The sequence below is a fragment of the Staphylococcus carnosus genome, from assembly GCF_900458435.1.
In the GTDB taxonomy this organism is placed as follows: Bacteria; Bacillota; Bacilli; order Staphylococcales; family Staphylococcaceae; genus Staphylococcus; species Staphylococcus carnosus.
The window spans coordinates 1262721-1276271 of sequence record NZ_UHCT01000001.1 but is presented as its reverse complement, the minus strand read 5'-3'; the positions used below and the strand labels follow the sequence as shown (position 1 = coordinate 1276271).

Below are 13551 nucleotides of genomic sequence, written 5' to 3'. Positions count from 1 at the left end.
CTATCTCACCCTCTACATGTTTAATTATACAAATGATTTTTTATAGATTATTTATCTTCAGATTCTTCTTCAGCGTCTTCTGAAGGTTCAACTAATTTAGCGTCATCTAATAATAAGTCAATCACTTTTTTAACACGAACATCGTCTTTTACGATATCAGTGCTGCCAAGTGTTTTCTTAATGTCTTCAACAGAGATATTGAATTGTGTGCTCATTGCTTCTAATTCTTTATCAATGTCTTCTTCAGTAGCTTCAACTTCTTCAGCATTTGCAATTGCATTTAAAGTCAAGTTAGTTTTAACGCGTTCTTCAGCGTCATCTTTCATTTGTTCTCTTAATTGAGATTCATCTTGTCCAGAAATTTGGAAGTAAGTTTCTAAGTTCAAGCCTGATTGTTGAATACGTTGAGCAAATTCTTGCATCATACGATCTAATTCATTGTTAATCATTGCTTCTGGAATATCAACTTCAGCATTATTTACTGCTTTGTTGATAGCTTCTTCTTTTTCAACATTTTCAGCATTGACTTTCTTTTCTTCAGATAAACGTTTACGAAGATTTTCTTTGTATTCTTCAACATTATCAGCATCAGAATCTAATTCGTTAGCAATTTCATCATCTAATTCTGGAACGTTTTTATATTTGATTTCATTGATTTTAACTTTGAATGTAGCTTCTTTACCAGCTAATTCTTCAGCATGATATTCTTCTGGGAACGTAACTTTAACGTCTTTTTCATCACCAGTTTTTAATCCTACTAATTGTTCTTCGAAGCCTGGGATAAACATACCTGAACCGATTTCTAAATCGTAACTTTCAGCTTGTCCGCCTTCGAATTGTTCGCCATCAACATAACCATCAAAGTCGATGTTAACAGTGTCGCCTTCTTCAACTGAACCATCTTCTTTAATTACCATTTCAGCCAAGTGACCTAAACTGTGATCAATTGCTTCTTGTAATTCTTCGTCAGTTAAATCAGCGTTTTGTTTTTCGATTTCAAGACCTTTGTATTCACCAAGTTTTACTTCTGGTTGAACAGTTACAGTTGCATCGAATTTTAAATCTTTACCTTTTTCGATTTGATTAACTTCGATTTCTGGTTGATCAACTGGTTTAATACCAGTTTCTTCGATTGCTTCACCATATGCTTCAGGAAGCAAAATGTCTACTGCATCTTGGTATAAAGCTTCTACGCCAAAACGTTGTTCAAAAATTTGACGAGGTACTTTCCCTTTACGGAAACCAGGAATGTTTACTTGTTTTACTACTTTCTTGAATGCTTGATCAATTGCTTGATCTACTTTTTTAGCTGGAACAGTAACTGATAATACGCCTTGGTTACCTTCCTTTTTTTCCCATGTTGCTGTCATGTATAAAAACCTCCATGATAATCCTATTTTAATTTTTCAACTTCATCATTATATCATACGTATAATACGGTTACAAACGTTGTGATTAGTGTGTTTAACCATGATTACACGCAAAACGGATAAAGTGACTCTTGCTCTACAATATTAATCAAATACCCTATTTACTATTTAATATTCTTTTGTACTTTTTCAATCCAATTATTTACTTTATCATTAATGTTTTCAGTTGGGCTAAATGATAAATTCAACATTTTCTCTAAATATACATAGAAACTATCTATCCATATTTTTATAGAAGCAACTTTTTCTATTTCAAGCGGATACAAAGCGATTGAAAAATTTTGGAGCATTTGTGCGATTTCACTGCGTAATTGGTCTCCGTAATTATTTTCAAATCTTTCCATTACATTAGGAATTACTTGTTGTGTGAACACTGCATACTCAAGACCAGGTAATTGATCAGGCTGCACCGTAAATTCAGCTTCATATTTAGTGAATTTAACTTCTTTATTATATTGACCTTTTTTTAAGTATTCTAAGATGATTGTTTGAACATTTGTATGGAATGGATGTGTAGATAATAACTCAGCAAACGTATCTGTAAAACCAAATTGTCCTTCATGCATCAAATCAAAAATCAAATATAATTGCTGATCTACCTTTAAGTCAGGAAACTGTTTCATTCTTGCAATATATCGCTTTTTATTTTCATTTAATTGCATTTGAGCATCTTCTTTAATAGGAAACAATTGCATACGGATATTATGGTCTTTCACTTGGTCAATAATTTGGTTAAATACTTCCACACATTCAAAATATTGGCCCAAGCCATGTAAGCTCGTCATATAATAAACCATTAATTTATCATACGCATCATATCCTTGTTTCAATAATACGATTGCTTCTTCTCGTAATTCTAAATATTGTTCCATTCGCAGCAACATTTCACATTTTAATAAAGCAAGTTCTGTTGTTAATTCAAACTCCCTTTCATAGTTCATGAAAGCATCATACATTTGTTCATATTTTTCTTGTTCAAAAAAAGTTTTAATATCTTTGATTAACTTTTCATTGTTTTGCGGAAACGGAATAATATCTGACATTGATTACACCTGCTTTTAGTTAAATGCTTTCAGTATTAAGGCACTCCATGTTTCAAAGTCATCATAGTTGTCAATACGTCCTTGATGCATCCATTTAATTTTAAGTGTATCTGTTTCTTTCACTTCTACATTTTCTGTATCAACACGAATCTTAAATACGATACCTAAATGAACTTCTCCTACTTCATTTGTATCATCGTTAATAAAACCTAAATATTCCATATTTTGAGTTTTACTAGAACTTAAACCTATTTCTTCTTCTAGCTCTCTTTGCGCATTTACACGTAATACTTCATTAACATTTTGCGCATCTAATACGTCATTCATGTGTCCGCCGACACCAATTGAAGATTGACCATGCAAACGTTCTTCACCGCCGCCTGAAAGACGTTCATATACTAATGTTTCACCATTTTCATTTTCTAATAGGCAATAAGAAATGAGTTGTTTATATGCTGGGTCTTCTTCCATATCTCCACGTCTTTTTACTTCATATTGATCAAGTGTATCAAAGATTTTTTCACCCATCGGAACGTTTTTAGACAAAAATCCATTAAATGCATTTTTCTCGTGATTAAAAACAATTTCTCTTGGAACTACGATAATTTTTTCATCAAATTTTGACATGAGTTTCTCCTTTATTCTTTTGTTATGTACTTGCTTGTATTTTATCAAAGATTTGAAAATACAGTAAAGACGAAGCGACTTCCTTTTAAACAAAAAACACTCAACCATCGAATTTCTATCAATGATTGAGTGTTTTTTAAGATAAGCTTATTTTAAAGCAGCTTTTGCTTTTTCTACTAATTCACCGAAAGCTTTGTCGTCTGAAATAGCGATTTCAGAAAGCATTTTACGGTTGATATCGATATCAGCTTGTTTCAAGCCGTTCATCAATTTAGAGTAGCTCATACCGTGGTTGCGAGCTGCTGCATTGATACGTGTAATCCATAATTTACGGAAATCACGTTTTCTTTGACGACGGTCACGGAATGCGTATTGACCTGATTTCATTACTTGTTGTTTTGCTGTTTTATATAAAGTACGTTTTGCGCCGAAGTAACCTTTTGCTAATTTGATTACTTTTTTACGACGTGCTCTTGTTACTGTTCCACCTTTAACACGTGGCATATTGAATTCCTCCTTGGTTATGTTAATAACACTTATATTTTAATTAATTATGACGAAAGCAACCTTTATTGAAAAAGCTGTTGCCCTTTTATTTCTGAATCACTCAATTATTTTTTGTAAGCTAATAATTGTTTTACGCGTTTCATATCACTTTTAGAAACTAAGCTAGCTTTACGTAATTTACGTTTTTGTTTAGTACTTTTGTTAGCAAATAAGTGAGATGTGAAAGCTCTTGAACGTTTTAATTTACCAGAAGCAGTTCTTTTAACACGTTTAGCTGCTCCGCGGTGTGTTTTCATTTTAGGCATAATGAAATTCCTCCTGTAAAATTATAAAAATTATTTTTCTGCTATTGGTGCAAGCATGATAAACATTTGACGGCCTTCCATTTTAGGACGTTGTTCAACTGTAGCGATATCTTTGCATTCATCAGCAAATTTTTCTAATACACGTTGACCAATTTCCTTATGAGTAATAGCACGTCCCCGGAAACGAATTGAAACTTTACATTTATCGCCTTTGTTTAAGAATTTACGTCCGTTTTTCAACTTAGTTTGGAAATCATGTTCCTCAATTGTTGGACTTAGACGAATTTCTTTAACATTGATAACTTTTTGTTTTTTCTTCATTTCTTTTTCTTTTTTCTGTTGCTCGAATTTGTATTTGCCGTAATCCATAATACGAGCAACAGGAGGTTTAGCATTTGGTGCGACAACTACTAAATCTAAACCTACACGTTCAGCCATTTCTAATGCTTCACGTTTTTGTTTTACACCGATTTGTTCACCGTCTTGACCAATGACACGAATTTCTCTTGCGCGAATTCTTTCGTTAACTTGCGTTTGATCCTTTGCTATGGTTAACACCTCCGTTATATTTACGAAATATCCCAAGTAAAAAGAGCGGGCACAGAAGTGCCCGCTCTTTTTCCATTAGTCAACATGATTAGATTATCACGTTGTATTGGACCTGCCAACAGCTATGATGCGTCGCTACAGGTGAGAAGCGGGAAGCTTCTACTTGGTTCGTTTCGTATTCAACGTATATAATCATATCAACTTAGAATTATAAAGTCAATCATTATTTTTATTTAAATTGGCTCATGTCCATATCTTGACGTAAATCTACATCTTTTAATGGGATTTTTTTAGTTCTATATCTTAATTTATGATAGATAAAGAAAGCTAAGAATACTGGAATTCCCATATAAGTGATGAGGAAACGATTAAAATCAAAGTTACCAGTTTTAATGAAATCAACATCTTGACCGATAATAACAATTACACATAAAACGCCTGCAAAAATTGGACCGAATGGGAACCATTTCGCTTTATATTTCAATTCATGTTTATTATAGTTTTGTACTTTGAATGCGCGTCTGAATCTGTAATGGCTGATTGCAATACCGACCCAAGCGATAAATCCAGTCATACCACTTGCTGCAACGATATATTCATAAGCACCGCCGCTTAATTTTTGTAGTAAGAATATAGCCACAACTACAATACCAGTTGCTAATAATGCAATAAACGGCACGCCGCTTTTAGAAGTTTTGCCGAAAACATCGGAAGCTAATTTATCTTTACTCATAGAATAAAGCATTCTTGTTGAAGCATACATGCCAGAGTTACCAGCTGATAATACTGATGTTAAGATAACAGCATTCATAAATGAAGCAGCAAAAGCTAAACCAGCATTTTTAAATACTAATGTAAATGGAGACGTTGCAATATCATCACCGCCGCCCATTAAAGCTGGACTTGTGTAAGGAATAATCATACCGATTACAAAAATAGCTAAAATATAAAACAGTAAAATTCTCCAGAATACTTGTTTAATTGCTTTAGGTACAGCTCGTTCAGGATTTTCAGATTCCCCTGCTGTGATACCGATCAATTCAGTACCTTGGAATGAGAACCCTGCAATTAAGAATACACCAAGTATTGACAGTAAACTTCCACCTAGGCTTCCGCCAAGGATTGGTCCTTCTCCAGAATTAAATGTTTCAAATCCAATAAATTTACCGCCCATGATACCTAAAATAGTTAAGATACCAATAATTATAAATACAATAACAGTTACTACTTTTATTAGAGCGAACCAATATTCACTTTCACCATAAACTCTAACTGATAATGAGTTAAGTGCGAATATAATTAATAAGAATAAAATACTCCAACCCCATGCGGGCATCCCTTTCATTGGTGACCAATATTGAATAACTTGTGCAGCAATTGTTACATCGGCTGCTACTGTAATTACCCAGTTAAACCAATAGTTCCATCCTAATGCAAATCCAAGTGAAGGATCGACAAATCGTGTTGCGTACGTACTAAATGAACCTGAAACAGGTAAATACGTAGCCATTTCTCCTAATGATGTCATTAAGAAGAATACCATTATACCAATAATCGCATATGCCAGCAGCGCCCCTAAAGGCCCTGCATCATGAATTGCGCCGCCAGAAGTAACGAATAAACCTGTTCCGATACAACCGCCTATCGCAATCATGGAAATATGACGATCTTTCAGGCCTCTTTGGATGCCTGCATCTTGACTACTTTTATTTTCCATAAACGTATCCTTTCTTAGGATTAGAGGCTTGCAATTAAATAAAAAAACAATGGTTGCAATTCCAAGATATGCAACCATTGTTCGACTTTATAAATATACGGTAGCACATCACATTATGTGACAGTCCAGCTCCTATTCGGAAACTGTCCCAATATACAATAGTTATGGTTATTATATATTTCGGCATCTTTGCCTTTGACTCATTCAACATTCGCTCCATAAAGCTTCTGACAAGTTAATTATCAAAGATGCAACCTCTAACACTTTTTTTTAATATTTATTCAACTACATTGTAATATACCTTAAACAATCATATATTTCAAGGTCTTAATTTTGTCTTTGTTTTTTTAAACGAATTTCATCTACTAAATTCCAGATAAATTCATCTTTTTCTACAGTTTCTTGATCTTTTGAACCATATTTTCTTACATTTACTTCATTGTTTTCAATCTCTTTATCACCAATTACAAGTTGATAAGGTATTTTATGCATTTGTGCTTCACGGATTTTGTATCCCATTTTTTCGTTACGATCATCAATTTCTACACGTACACCTTGAGATTTCAATTCATCTTGAATTTGTCTTGCATAATCATAATGCAAATCAACATTAACAGGGATGATTTCAACTTGTTTTGGCGCTAACCAAGTTGGAAAAGCACCTTTTGTTTCTTCAGTTAAGAATGCAACAAAACGCTCCATAGTAGAAACTACACCACGGTGAATAACTACAGGACGATGTTCTTCACCATCTTTACCAATGTAAGCAAGGTCAAATCTTTCAGGTAATAAGAAGTCAAGTTGTGCTGTTGATAAAGTTTCTTCTTTACCCATTGCAGTTTTAACTTGTACATCAAGTTTAGGGCCGTAGAAAGCTGCTTCACCAATTGCTTCTTCATATGGCAAGCCCATTTCATCAACTGCTTCTTTCAACATTGATTCTGCTCTTTCCCACATTTCATCATCGTCAAAGTATTTTTCTTTATCTTCAGGATCACGATAACTTAATCGGAAACTGTAATTTTCAAAACCAAAGTCTTCATATACATCAAGAATCAATTCAACAACACGTTTGAATTCTTCTTTAATTTGATCCGGTCTTACAAAGATATGAGAGTCATTCAAAGTCATACCGCGGACACGTTGAAGTCCAGATACAGCACCACTTGCTTCATAACGATGCATTGTACCTAATTCTGCAATACGAATTGGCAATTCTCTATAAGAATGAGGTTTATTTTTATAAATCATCATATGGTGCGGACAGTTCATAGGTCTAAGTACCATTTCTTCTGTTTCGTCTAATTTCATTGGTGGGAACATGTCATCTTGATAGTGATCCCAGTGTCCAGATGTTTTATAAAGTTCTACATTGGCCATTACAGGAGTATAAACATGGTCATAACCTAGTGCAACTTCTTTATCAACAATATAACGTTCGATTTCACGACGAATTGTTGCACCGTTTGGCAACCATAGTGGTAAACCAGCACCAACAAGTTGGCTATTCATAAACAAGTCTAATTCTTTACCGATTTTACGGTGATCGCGTTCTTTTCGTTCTTCCAACATTTTCAAGTGTGCTTTCAAATCTTTTTTATCGAAGAAAGCAGTACCGTAAATACGTTGCAGCATTTTATTATTGCTGTCGCCTCTCCAGTAAGCACCTGCAGTTGATAATAATTTAAATTCTTTAATTTTAGAAGTTGATGGCACATGTACTCCACGGCATAAATCAGTAAATTCACCTTGTGAATATAATGTCACTGACTCATCTTCAGGAATCGCATCAATTAATTCTAATTTATAAGGATCATCTTTAAAGAATTCCTTTGCTTCTTCACGACTCACTACTTTACGTTCAATTTTATAATTTTCATTCACAATTTGTTTCATTGTTTTTTCGATTTCAGGGAAATCATCAGAAGAAATTTTAACATCTGTATCAAAGTCATAATAGAAGCCGCCATCAATAACTGGTCCAACTCCGAATTTAACATCCCCATACAAACGTTTTAATGCTTGTGCCATTAAATGAGCAGTAGAATGACGTAAAACTTCTAGTGCTTCATCACTGCCCGGTGTCACAATCTCAATTGATCCATCTTCTTCTAATGGACGAGTTAAATCCACCATTTTGTCATTGAATTTACCAGCCACGGCTTTTTTACGAAGTCCTGGACTGATTGATTGAGCAATTTCCTCAGTAGTAATTCCTTTATCAAACTCTGTACTGTTTCCGTCTGGGAAAGTAATATTGATTTTATCCATTCATAAACGCCTCCAATATATAATCCTCTACGTAAAAACAAAAAAACCTCCTCCCTAATAAAGGGACGAGGTTATCGCGATACCACCCTAGTTCAGATAAAAACATGATTCCCACATGAATTTATCTATCTCTGCATAAGATAACGGTCTTGAGCCGGATATTCATTACGAATATCGATATCAACGAGGGAGTAACAAATTACGATGATAACTGTATTCTCATCAACAACAGTTTTCTGTGTACCAAGAAGCAATCTATCTTATCCTCGATTTTTTACGTTAATTCAGATTTATCTTTATTATAACTCATTTTTTCAAAATTTCAATCGTCACGATAGTTCTCTCCAACAAGTTCATACGGTGTTGCTAAAGATTTAATACGCTCCATAATTCTAGCAGCTTTGGTCTCTTCTGCACCGTTGCGTGTAATAGAAAGATGATGTTCAAGTGCATTAAAATCTAAGTTCGAGCTGAACAATGTCGGAAGTTCATGCACCATACGATAGTGAAGTAATGGACCGATGACTTCATCTCTTACCCACGGTGTCACTTCTTCTGCACCAATGTCATCTAACATTAATATGTTGGCTTCTCTGATTCGTTGTAATTTCTTTTCATATGAACCATCTTTAAAGCCATTTTTTAAAGTACGAATAAACTCTGGTAAATAAACAATGGTTGAAGGTATTTTCTTTGATTTCAATTGATTCGCAATTGCGCCTAAAATAAAGGACTTCCCTGTCCCAAAAGATCCATATAGATATAAACCTTTTACATTTTCCTTTTCTGCAATTACATCTTTACAAAACTTATCAGCAACCATCGCAACATTTAATCTATCACGTTTGTCCATATAAATATCTTTTAATTTAGCATTCAATGTATCTCGCTGCATATGATGTGATGTAATAAGATGTGCTTCTCGTTGAGCTTCATCATGTTTAATTTTACAAGGACAAGGTAAATATTTGATTTTAATACGGTCGTTTTCAATATAAAGTTCTGGCACATGCCCTTTAACAAAATTCGGGCAGTCTGCAAAATCATGACCATCATAATGTTTTTGCTGGTCTTTGTATTCTTGTAAAATGTTCAAATCTTCATCAATCATTCGATTCGTTAATTCTGATTGATGCGTTTCTAAAAATTGTTTTACATCTGGATCGTTAATAACATCTTTCTTGATTTTTTCAAATCGCTTTTGAAAATCAGGAGATGTCTGCATTATATTACTGAACCGCTTCATTCGTCATCCTCCTTCCATGTTTCATTTAAATGTTTTAAAAACTCCGCTCTATCTTGAGCTAAACTTTGATCGCCAGAATCGGTTTGCGGTTTATTTTGTTTGCCGCGTCTTTTTTTATGATCTCCTCTAATCAGCCATTCTGGAGTAATTTCTTTTGATGCAACTTGCTGACCATAATTCTTAAAGTTGCGTTGGTTATTGTTTTGTTTGGTTTTACGTTGTTTTTCCGCTTTTTTCATTTCTTTTACGTGATGATACGCTTGTTCAGCTGATGCCAATTCTTTCTTTTTCCAATTAGATGCAATTTCTTGAATATAAGATTTCGGCAACTGCATATCATTATTCAACATCACATATTGCAATAATATATTAATAACACCGAACGGCAATTGTTCCCTTACCATCAAATCTTCAATCATATATTTTTGTTTCAATGTAGGTTCGGATTTTGACCAGCTTGCTAGCATATCAATCGGGCTCGTTGAATCCATTAATTCAAACCAGCTTTCAAACTCTTCAGGAGTTTGCGGGGCTTGGGTTAATTCAACAACTTCTTGTTTTTGCACTGGAGAAGGTTGTATATCAACTTTAGATTCTAAAGCCGGCAATTGATTCTCATGTTCTATAGCATAGAAAGAGCGAGCTTGTTTTCTTAATTCTTCATAAGAAATGCGTTGTCCGCTTGTTAATGATTTTAAAATCAACCCTTTCATGCCTTCTGGAGTAATACCATATAAAACGGCAAGCTGAGTAATCAGACCTTTTGCTTGTTCTTCGACAATTTCTGAACTGACAAAATGATTGCTTAATAGTTGATACAGCGTTTCAAAATCAAAATGGACTCTATCTAAATTAATCCCTTTATAAGAAGCAGTTTGAGGGATATCATTTTTTTGAATCGCATCAAAAGCTTGATTAGGTACTTTAAACACATCAGTAAAGTTGCGAGTCACTTCTTGATAATTGCTTAAATCCATTTGTTGTCGCTCAAAATAATGTTTTAATTCTTGAAAACGTTTTTTATCCACTTCTTTATAAAGATAAACAGAAAGCATAGGATCATTGAAAAATTGCTTAGGTGTCGGCGGTTGAATCAATTCGTACACAAAATGAGAGTTTTCTTTTCCATGTTTAACATAAGTTTTAATTAATCCAATAGCTTCAAGCCGATTCATTTCTTCACGAAAATCCCCAAGATTAATTTTCAATTCGCTCATAATAACGTAATGACTGGTTGAATGATTAACGCTTGAGTTTGCAAATTGTGATAAGTAATGATAAACACCTATGGCTTGTGTTCCAATTAAAGGTGTAATCAATCGATTCAATACTTCTAATTGTGTAACTGAAAGTTTATCAGGTTGAAATACATTAAACGGATCTTGCGGTCGAATACCAAAATCATCTTGATTGAACATACTTAATTGTCACTCCGTTTATTCTTTTCTTGCAAAATACCTTGCATAGATTCGAGCAACTGATCAACATCTTTAAACTCCTTATAGACTGAGGCGAAACGTACATACGATACTTGATCGACATGCATCAGTAGATTCATAACATGTTTCCCTATTTCTCGTGAAGATACTTCCGCTTGGCCTTCATCACGCAAGCGCCATTCAACTTTATTTGTAATATCTTCTAATTGCTGATAACCGACCGGACGTTTTTCACATGAACGAACTAGCCCATTTAAAATCTTTTCTCTTAAAAACTGTTCGCGTGTTCCATCTTTTTTAACAACAATCAATGGACTCATCTCTATATGTTCAAATGTTGTAAAACGTGTGCCGCAATTTTCACATTCCCGGCGTCTGCGAATTGCATTTGCTTCGTCAGCATGTCTGGAATCAACTACACGAGAATGCGTCGAATTACATTTTGGGCATTTCATTCATTTTCACCTCTCACATTAATTATGCCTATTATACTATAATCTTTCTTCACACAAAAGAAAGCGAAACATTTCTGATTTATTACATAAAAAACCAGCCGACTGGAGCCCTACTTCCAATCAGCTGGTGAAAATATATTTGAATATGTGTAATTATGCTGTTGCTTTTTCTTTAGCATTTAATAATTCGCCAATTTGTACTGCAATGTCTACAACGCGGTTTGAATAACCCCATTCGTTGTCATACCATGCAATAACTTTTACTTTTTTATCATCCATAACTAAAGTTGACATTGAATCAACAATTGCTGAGTTAGGATTTGTATTGAAGTCAACTGAAACTAATGGTTCGTCAGAAACAGCTAAAACACCGTCTAAATCTGCATCTTCAAAGGCTTTATTCACTTCTTCAGCTGTTACATCTTTCTTCAAATCTACAACTAAGTCAACTAGTGAAACGTTTTTAGTTGGTACACGAAGCGCCATACCATGTAATTTACCTTCTAATTCTGGTAATACTTCTTTAAGTGCTTTCGCAGCACCTGTCGAAGTTGGGATGATGCTTTCGTTGCATGAACGTGCACGACGTAAATCTTTATGAGGATTGTCAATATTTTTTTGATCATTTGTAATAGCATGTACAGTTGTCATTAGGCCGTTTTCAATTCCAAAGTTATCATTTAATACTTTAGCAACTGGACCAATGCAGTTTGTAGTACATGAAGCATTACTGAAAATGTCATACTCTTCAACATCAAGGCTATCATTGTTTACGCCTTTAACAACCATTTGAACATGTCCGCCTTTTGAAGGTCCTGTCAATAATACTTTTTTAGCACCGGCATTGATATGAGCAATTGCTTTATCGCCATGGTTGAATTTACCTGTAGCTTCTATGACAATATCGATATCTAAATCTTTCCAAGGTAAGTTTTCTGGATTACGGTCTGAAACTAATTTAATATCATGACCATCGATACGAATACCATTTTCAGTAGGTACTACCTCACCATCATATTTACCATGAGTCGTATCGTATTTTACTAAATGTGCAATTGTTTCTGGGGGATAACTCGCATTAATTGCTACTACGTTTAAATCATCATTTTTAGAAGCAATACGTAATACCATACGTCCAATGCGTCCCATTCCATTAATTGCAATATTCGTTGTCATAAAAAGCACCCCTCGTTTTTATATGTGTTATACTTTATGGAATCAGTATAGCATAATAATTTAAAAATGAAAGCGTTTTACAAAAATAAACAAAAAAATTACTTATCGTAAATGATAAGTAATTTAAAGTGTGCTAAAACAAATGAAAAGGCTTACTTATTCTTCCTCTTGGTTATAGTCAGCTTGTTGGATATAACCTTCATCCATCAACAGTTGTTCTAAATTTTGTTTCAATTCTAATAGTGTACCTCTGTTGTCAATTACATGATCAGCCATGCGTCGTTTTTTATCAATAGAAATTTGGCTGTAAACTCTTGCTTTTGCCTCTTCTTGAGACAAGTCATTACGTTCCATCAATCTTTCTACTTGGATGCTTTCAGATGCATAGACCAACCAAGTTTCATCAACTGTATCTTGAAGATTATTTTCAAATAGTAATGGTATATCCATAATGACATTATAACCTTCGCTTAAATATTGCTCTTTTTGTTCATCCATAATTTCTCTGACAATAGGATGTACAATTTGGTTAAGTTCTTTACGTTTTTTGGCATCATTAAATACAATTTCGCCAATATATTTACGGTCCATTTCTCCATTTTGATCAATGGCTTTATCACCGAATACTTGTTTTATTTGTTGTAAACCTTCAGAGCCCTTTTCAACCGCTTCTCTCGATGCGACATCTGCATCCACGATTTTAAAACCATGAACTTCCAATAAATTAGATACAGTAGATTTTCCTGTACCAATTCCGCCTGTTAATCCTATCACTTTCCCCATAAA

At 34.0% G+C, this 13551-nt stretch carries 13 protein-coding genes, 1 riboswitch and 1 other annotated feature; all 13 genes read right to left on the bottom strand.

Going from position 1 to position 13551, the window contains the following annotated elements; translation table 11 throughout:
- Positions 1-47 precede the first annotated feature (47 nt).
- Positions 48-1370 carry a trigger factor gene (gene tig, locus DYE31_RS06105; RefSeq protein WP_015900527.1) on the bottom strand — a complete coding sequence of 441 codons (1323 nt, stop codon included), beginning with the start codon at positions 1368-1370 and terminating at the stop codon, positions 48-50.
- A gap of 164 nt (positions 1371-1534) precedes the next feature.
- On the bottom strand, positions 1535-2473 hold the full coding sequence (locus DYE31_RS06100; RefSeq protein ID WP_015900528.1) for a hypothetical protein: 939 nt from the start codon (positions 2471-2473) through the stop codon (positions 1535-1537).
- Positions 2474-2488: 15 nt separating this feature from the next.
- Positions 2489-3100, bottom strand: a complete 612-nt coding sequence (locus DYE31_RS06095; RefSeq protein WP_015900529.1) for an NUDIX domain-containing protein — start codon at positions 3098-3100, stop codon at positions 2489-2491.
- 147 nt (positions 3101-3247) lie between these two features.
- Positions 3248-3604: a 50S ribosomal protein L20 gene (rplT, locus tag DYE31_RS06090; RefSeq protein WP_015900530.1), complete on the bottom strand. Its 357-nt coding sequence runs from the start codon at positions 3602-3604 to the stop codon at positions 3248-3250.
- A 107-nt stretch (positions 3605-3711) separates the two neighbouring features.
- On the bottom strand, positions 3712-3912 hold the full coding sequence (gene rpmI, locus DYE31_RS06085; protein ID WP_015900531.1) for a 50S ribosomal protein L35: 201 nt from the start codon (positions 3910-3912) through the stop codon (positions 3712-3714).
- Positions 3913-3942: 30 nt separating this feature from the next.
- Positions 3943-4470 carry a translation initiation factor IF-3 gene (gene infC / locus DYE31_RS06080; RefSeq protein ID WP_015900532.1) on the bottom strand — a complete coding sequence of 176 codons (528 nt, stop codon included), beginning with the start codon at positions 4468-4470 and terminating at the stop codon, positions 3943-3945.
- Positions 4471-4492: 22 nt separating this feature from the next.
- Positions 4493-4632: a sequence feature (ribosomal protein L20 leader region), on the bottom strand.
- A 58-nt stretch (positions 4633-4690) separates the two neighbouring features.
- Entirely contained in the window at positions 4691-6178 is a 1488-nt protein-coding gene (locus DYE31_RS06075) for an amino acid permease (RefSeq protein ID WP_015900533.1), read from the bottom strand.
- A 93-nt stretch (positions 6179-6271) separates the two neighbouring features.
- Positions 6272-6446, bottom strand: a riboswitch (Lysine riboswitch).
- 59 nt (positions 6447-6505) lie between these two features.
- The gene (gene thrS / locus DYE31_RS06070) at positions 6506-8449 is read right to left on the bottom strand and encodes a threonine--tRNA ligase (RefSeq protein WP_015900535.1); all 1944 of its coding nucleotides are present in this window, start codon (positions 8447-8449) and stop codon (positions 6506-6508) included.
- Positions 8450-8771: 322 nt separating this feature from the next.
- Entirely contained in the window at positions 8772-9695 is a 924-nt protein-coding gene (dnaI, locus tag DYE31_RS06065) for a primosomal protein DnaI (protein ID WP_015900536.1), read from the bottom strand.
- Positions 9692-11113, bottom strand: a complete 1422-nt coding sequence (locus DYE31_RS06060) for a replication initiation and membrane attachment family protein (RefSeq protein WP_015900537.1) — start codon at positions 11111-11113, stop codon at positions 9692-9694. The genes dnaI and DYE31_RS06060 overlap by 4 nt, the downstream gene beginning before the upstream one ends.
- 2 nt (positions 11114-11115) lie before the next feature.
- The gene (gene nrdR, locus DYE31_RS06055; protein ID WP_015900538.1) at positions 11116-11589 is read right to left on the bottom strand and encodes a transcriptional regulator NrdR; all 474 of its coding nucleotides are present in this window, start codon (positions 11587-11589) and stop codon (positions 11116-11118) included.
- A gap of 153 nt (positions 11590-11742) precedes the next feature.
- Positions 11743-12765 (bottom strand): glyceraldehyde-3-phosphate dehydrogenase, encoded by a 1023-nt coding sequence (locus DYE31_RS06050; RefSeq protein WP_046099205.1) that lies wholly within the window; start codon positions 12763-12765, stop codon positions 11743-11745.
- 156 nt (positions 12766-12921) lie between these two features.
- Complete coding sequence (gene coaE, locus DYE31_RS06045) at positions 12922-13548, bottom strand: dephospho-CoA kinase (protein ID WP_015900540.1); 627 nt, start codon at positions 13546-13548, stop codon at positions 12922-12924.
- Positions 13549-13551: the final 3 nt, after the last annotated feature.

Excerpts from the sequence above, each read along its gene's own strand:
- DYE31_RS06075 (WP_015900533.1), bottom strand. The coding sequence starts at position 6,178 with ATGGAAAATAAAAGTAGTCAAGATGCAGGCATCCAAAGAGGCCTGAAA.
- tig (WP_015900527.1), bottom strand. The coding sequence starts at position 1,370 with ATGACAGCAACATGGGAAAAAAAGGAAGGTAACCAAGGCGTATTATCA.
- rpmI (WP_015900531.1), bottom strand. The coding sequence starts at position 3,912 with ATGCCTAAAATGAAAACACACCGCGGAGCAGCTAAACGTGTTAAAAGA.
- thrS (WP_015900535.1), bottom strand. The coding sequence starts at position 8,449 with ATGGATAAAATCAATATTACTTTCCCAGACGGAAACAGTACAGAGTTT.
- DYE31_RS06100 (WP_015900528.1), bottom strand. The coding sequence starts at position 2,473 with ATGTCAGATATTATTCCGTTTCCGCAAAACAATGAAAAGTTAATCAAA.
- DYE31_RS06060 (WP_015900537.1), bottom strand. The coding sequence starts at position 11,113 with ATGTTCAATCAAGATGATTTTGGTATTCGACCGCAAGATCCGTTTAAT.
- nrdR (WP_015900538.1), bottom strand. The coding sequence starts at position 11,589 with ATGAAATGCCCAAAATGTAATTCGACGCATTCTCGTGTAGTTGATTCC.
- DYE31_RS06050 (WP_046099205.1), bottom strand. The coding sequence starts at position 12,765 with ATGACAACGAATATTGCAATTAATGGAATGGGACGCATTGGACGTATG.
- rplT (WP_015900530.1), bottom strand. The coding sequence starts at position 3,604 with ATGCCACGTGTTAAAGGTGGAACAGTAACAAGAGCACGTCGTAAAAAA.
- DYE31_RS06095 (WP_015900529.1), bottom strand. The coding sequence starts at position 3,100 with ATGTCAAAATTTGATGAAAAAATTATCGTAGTTCCAAGAGAAATTGTT.
- dnaI (WP_015900536.1), bottom strand. The coding sequence starts at position 9,695 with ATGAAGCGGTTCAGTAATATAATGCAGACATCTCCTGATTTTCAAAAG.
- coaE (WP_015900540.1), bottom strand. The coding sequence starts at position 13,548 with ATGGGGAAAGTGATAGGATTAACAGGCGGAATTGGTACAGGAAAATCT.